Below are 5,418 nucleotides of genomic sequence, written 5' to 3' on the forward strand. Positions count from 1 at the left end.
AATGAAACCCTGGCCGCCTTTACCGGCAGTGTTGCCAACATTGAGAAAGCCCGGGAATTTTTGGCCAAACAAGACAAACTCACCCCGTTGCAGGTTAAACAACTCAAGGCCGTTCTTTATCGTGCGGCGGACAAACCGCAAACCGTGGCGGAGATCGTGAAAGCGCGCATTGCGGCAGAAGCGGCGCAAACCGAAAAGCTTTTTGGTTTCAATTTTCAAATTGACGGTAAAGCCGTCACCACCAATGGCATCGACAACATTTTAAAAAGTTCGAATGATTTGAATGAACGCTTGCGCGCCTGGGAAGCTTCCAAGGAGGTCGGCAAAACCCTGAAAGACGGGTTGGAAAATCTGCAACGGCTGCGCAATCAAACCGTGCAGGCGCTGGGATATTCCGATTATTTCAGCTATCAAGTTTCGGATTACGGCATGACGGTCGACGAAATGATGGCATTGATGGACAATTTGATACGCGAGCTGCGGCCGCTTTATCGCGAATTGCACACCTTTGCACGTTACGAGCTGGCGAAGAAATACAACTCGCCTGTGCCCAAGAATCTGCCGGCGCACTGGCTGCCCAATCGCTGGGCGCAGGATTGGAGCGCGATGATCAACGTTGCCGGCTTTGATCTCGACGCCGCGTTGAAAGCCAAATCCGCCGAATGGATCGTGCAGCAAGCGGAGGATTTTTATGTGAGCCTGGGCTTCGACAAAATGCCGCAGAGTTTTTGGGAGAAATCCTCGCTCTATCCATTACCGGTAGATGCGCCATACAAGAAAAATAATCATGCCTCGGCATGGCATCTTGATCTCGAGCACGACATCCGCTCGCTGATGAGCGTCGAGCCGAACGCGGAATGGTACGAAACCACGCATCACGAGTTGGGACACATCTACTATTTCATGAGTTACACCAATGACGAGGTGCCGCCGCTGCTGCGTGAAGGCGCGAATCGCGCGTATCACGAAGCCATGGGCAGCATGCTCGGCCTGGCCTCGATGCAGAAACCGTTTTTGCAGGAACGCGGCTTGATTCCCGCCGAGGCAAGCAGCGATGAGAGGCAAACCCTGCTCAAGGAAGCGCTGAATTACATCGTTTTTATTCCCTTCTCGGCCGGCACAATGTCGCGATTTGAGCATGAATTGTATGCGAAGAATCTGCCGAAGGATGAGTACAACAAACGTTGGTGGGAGTTGGCGACGAGATATCAGGGTGTTGAGCCGCCCGCGCCGCGCGGCGAAGAATTTTGCGATGCTTCGTCCAAGACCCACATCAATGATGACGCCGCGCAATATTACGACTACGCGCTCTCTTACATTTTACTGTATCAATTGCACGATCACATTGCAACCAAGATTCTCAAACAAGAGCCGCGTGCCACCAATTACTACGGCAGTCAAGAGGTGGGCAAATTTTTGGCGGACATCATGCGGTCCGGCGCCAGCCGCGATTGGCGAGAAGTCTTGAAAGAGAAAACCGGCGAAGAGTTGAGCGCGCAAGCAATGCTGCGCTACTTCGAGCCTTTGCTGGATTATCTGAAAAAAGTGAATGAGGGAAGGGAACACACGCTGGAGGATATTTGAGACTGGATGCCTGTTGCTGGCTTAATAAAGCATTCGTCTCTCTAAAGTTGATTCCTTGTAAAACAGCAAAGATTTTTCCAACCGATTGAAAAACCCAACAGATAAAATCTCCCGCATCCGTTGGGTTTTTCTATCCGCTGGAGATTTTCCTTTTGGTTGCAGCTCGTTCGCGTTTGTTTTTTGTTTAACCCCCCACAAATCATTCAAGCCCCGGCCGAGCCGGGGCTTGAGTGAAACAGATAAAAAAAGCAACGGCCAAGCCGTTGCAAGAACGTTTGTTCAATCTTCAGTCCAACACCACTTTTCACCACCCACCACACAAACTTAAACCAACTCTTGCAAAACCTCGAGCATGCGATCGATCTCTTCTTCCGTGTTGTAATGCACCAGTCCGATGCGCACAACGCCGCCCTTGTCCTCGTATCCCAAACGCGAAATGACTTCAAGCGCGTAGAAATTGCCGTCCCAAACATAGATATTTTCTTCGCCCAAACGTTCGGCAACAGCTTGCGGCGAATGCTTTTCCATGCGCATGGCGACAGTCGGCGTTCTTTGATGATACCGTTTCGTCTCCGTAATGCCGAACGCGCGTGCGCCGGGAATCGCCTGCAATCCCGTAACGAGTTTTTGTGAGAGGCCGCGTTCATATTCTTGAATGGCCGCCATCGCCAATTTCAGGTCTCGCCGTCTGCCCTGCCGGCTTGATGCTTGTAAAACGGCAGAGTTGTCAACATGCCGTCCGAGTTCAGCGATATATTCAATTGCTGCTGCGGTTCCCGCTAATCCTTCGTGATTGAGCGTGCCGGTTTCAAATTTAAACGGCGGCGTCGACTCTTGCGGGCGGACTTTGTAGGCGTGCAAACGTTCCATCACCTCGTACTTTCCATAAAGCACGCCAACATGGGGTCCGAAAAATTTATACGCCGAGCACACGAGAAAATCGCAGTCGAGTGCCTGCACATCGATCGGGCCGTGCGGCGCATAATGCACGGCATCGACATAGACCAGAGCGCCGGCAGCGTTCGCGCTTTTGATGATGCGGCTAACGTCGTTAATCGTGCCCACGGCATTCGAAGCATAGCCCACGGCGACGAGCTTGGTTTTCGCCGAGAGCAGGTTTTCTAACTCTTCATAAGCGAGTGTGCAGTCTTCAGGATGAAAATCGAGAAATTTGATTTTCACGCCTTTTTCTTCCAACGCGAGCCAGGGCGCGACATTCGCGTCGTGATCGAGGCGCGTGAGAATGATTTCATCGCCAGGCTTGAGATCGCGGCCAATGCTGCGGCTCACGTGAAAGGTGAGTGACGTCATGTTCGCGCCGAAGGCGATGTTTTCCGGTGCGGGCGCATTCAAAAAATCCGCCATCGCCGCGCGCGCTTGATGAATTGTTTCGTCAGTCGCCCGGCTCGTCGCGAAAGCGCCATGCGTATTGGAGAGCCGATGAACAAGATGTTGATTCATCGCCGCGATGACGGATTGCGGCGCCTGCGTGCCGCCCGGGCCGTCAAAGTAGATTGCCGGACGGCCGGAGGCATCTTTTAATTGCAATGCGGGGAATTGGGATCTGGAAGCAACAAAAGGGTTCATAAAATTGCCTTGCTATTTGTTTGATATATGCGAAATTTGCCGTTACACTTTCGCAGAGTGTAACACAATCAAACCTGTCGAAACTAGTAAAACGATGCAAGGAGAGTAGTGTGACCGCGATCAGCAAAAAAGCTCATTCGAAAAACAAGCCGCGCAGAGAAACTTACGGCCATGCCAAATCAAAGAAAAATGGGCATCACGTCACAGATCATCAACTTACCGAATTGATCGAGGCTTATAATAAAATAGGCAAGCTGTTGGAAGATTTTATTGGCCGCGAAAGATTATATCAACCCAAATTTCTTCGGGGCTTGGAACGCGCACGACAGGATGTCTCCGCCGGCCGTACGCAAAGGGTGAAATCATTTGAAGACTTCGTCAGCTAAAAGGCAAATCGAGAAAACCCGTGCTTTCTCGAAAGATATAAAAAAATTGTCGCGAGAAGTCGCAACGGCCGGCTGGAAAACAGTATTGCGCTATATTTATGCGCCTCAATTGAACCTGCGCAAGCTCGAAGGCTATGACGATGTCTGGCGTCTTGTGGTGAAAAAAGATTATCGCCTGGTTTATTCGTTTGACGGGAATAACATATATTTGCTGCGTTTCGCCCACCGCAAGGACATTTACCGGCTCGACATACCCTTGAAATAATCGCCGAAGATTAAATGGTTAAATGTCCGGAGCTTTATATCTCCACTTCCCTCACCGCCGCTTTAACAACCTCAAACGCCTCCTCCACCTCCGCTTGATGCGTGCGAAAACTCAACACGCAGGCGCGGATCACAAACTCGCCGTTGAGCAGCGTGCTTGAAAGAAAAAGCCTGCCGCTCTCATTGATGTGTTTGAGCATGCGCCGGTTAAATTCATCGATATTGCCGCGCTTCGGGCAATAACGAAAGGCAACTACAGACAAGTCCGGCACAGCCAGGCATTCAAAGCCGGGTTCTTCGAGAAAGCGTTGATACAGCCACTGCGCCAAACGCAGCTTCTCTGCGAGATTCTCACGAAAGGCCTGTACGCCAAAAAGTTTCAGCGGCAGCCACACCTTCAGCCCGCGAAACGAACGCGACAATTCCGGTGAATAATCAGTAAAATTGGTCTCTCCTGCCGGCGTGAATTGATCCTGCATGTAATCTGCTGTGAGCATGTGCGCGCGGCGCAGCAGCTCGCCTTCCTTCACCAGCAAACTGCCGCAGCCATAAGGCACAAACAAACCCTTGTGCGGATCGAGCACGATGGAATCCGACAGTGCAATGCCGTACAGCTTACGCTTGCCTTCTTCACATAAATTAAAAAAGCCGCCATATGCGCCGTCGATATGATACCACAAAGAATACCTACGGCTGATTTCGGCAAGATCGATAAGCGGGTCGATCGTGCCCGTATTCGTCGTGCCGGCATTACCAATCAGAAGAAACGGCTTTAAGCCTTTTTGGAGATCAGCTTTGATCGCTTCTTCAAAACGTTCGGGAATGGCGCGAAAATTTTGATCAACTTCGAGCAGGCGAATGTTGCGCTCGCTGAGGCCGGCCAGCATTGCGCTCTTCATCAGCGAATGATGCGTTTGATTCGAGGCGTACATGACACCGCGGCTGATATCTTCATCGAGCAAATGTTTGCGCGCCGTGACAATGGCGCTCAAACAGGCCAGCGAGCCGCCGGTGGTGGTGATGCCGCGTGCGGAAGTGGGATAACCCATCCATTGCGCAAACCATTCCAGTACATTTGTCTCAAGACGCGCGGCCGCCGGCGCCGCGAACCATGCGCCGACATAACGATTCGTGGCAGTCGACAACAAATCCGCTAGCGCCGAAGGGAAAAGTCCGCCGCCCGGAATATAGCCCATGTAGGTCGGATGCGCGGAGTTGATCGAAAGCGGAATCACCTTCTCCATGAGAAACAACAGCAGGGTTTCGAAGGGCGTTCCATTTTCCGGCGGCGGTTCGCGCAACGATCGCGAAATCTCAACGGCATTCACAAGATTCGAGCGCGGCGAATCGGGCAAATCGACGATATGCTGCACCACCGCGCGCACACAGGCCTCGCCCATGCGCAGCATTTCGCTTTCAGAAAGTTCGAGATTCGTTGCCGCTTGTTTCATTTTTTCTTTGATCAAGAACGACGCTGTAGACATCTTCTATTCGAGCACTGATGTTCGGCCAGGAGAACGGCAGTACCTGGTCGTGAATATGCGAAGCATCCCAACTCAAGGTACGCACGCGTTCCAGCGCGGCAGCAAGCGCTTGT

At 51.8% G+C, this 5,418-nt stretch carries 4 protein-coding genes; 2 read left to right on the plus strand and 2 right to left on the minus strand.

Annotated features, from left to right (window positions below):
- On the plus strand, nucleotides 1-1,584 hold a 1,584-nt coding region (locus FBQ85_26040; protein ID MDL1878594.1), incomplete at its 5' end, for a M2 family metallopeptidase.
- Between the two features lie 324 nt (nucleotides 1,585-1,908).
- Here the strand turns inward: FBQ85_26040 and FBQ85_26045 are convergent.
- Nucleotides 1,909-3,171 carry a cysteine desulfurase-like protein gene (locus FBQ85_26045; GenBank protein MDL1878595.1) on the minus strand — a complete coding sequence of 421 codons (1,263 nt, stop codon included), beginning with the start codon at nucleotides 3,169-3,171 and terminating at the stop codon, nucleotides 1,909-1,911.
- A 366-nt stretch (nucleotides 3,172-3,537) separates the two neighbouring features.
- Here FBQ85_26045 and FBQ85_26050 point away from each other — a divergent pair, with 366 nt between their 5' ends.
- Nucleotides 3,538-3,822: a hypothetical protein gene (locus FBQ85_26050; GenBank protein ID MDL1878596.1), complete on the plus strand. Its 285-nt coding sequence runs from the start codon at nucleotides 3,538-3,540 to the stop codon at nucleotides 3,820-3,822.
- Nucleotides 3,823-3,856: 34 nt separating this feature from the next.
- Here the strand turns inward: FBQ85_26050 and FBQ85_26055 are convergent, their stop codons facing one another.
- On the minus strand, nucleotides 3,857-5,305 hold the full coding sequence (locus FBQ85_26055) for a decarboxylase (GenBank protein ID MDL1878597.1): 1,449 nt from the start codon (nucleotides 5,303-5,305) through the stop codon (nucleotides 3,857-3,859).
- Nucleotides 5,306-5,418 lie beyond the last annotated feature (113 nt).

Source organism: Cytophagia bacterium CHB2 (assembly GCA_030263535.1).
Lineage (GTDB): Bacteria > Zhuqueibacterota > Zhuqueibacteria > Zhuqueibacterales > Zhuqueibacteraceae > Coneutiohabitans.

Coding starts and splice junctions, on each gene's coding strand:
- FBQ85_26045 (MDL1878595.1), bottom strand. CDS start 3,171: ATGAACCCTTTTGTTGCTTCCAGATCCCAATTCCCCGCATTGCAATTA.
- FBQ85_26055 (MDL1878597.1), bottom strand. CDS start 5,305: ATGTCTACAGCGTCGTTCTTGATCAAAGAAAAAATGAAACAAGCGGCA.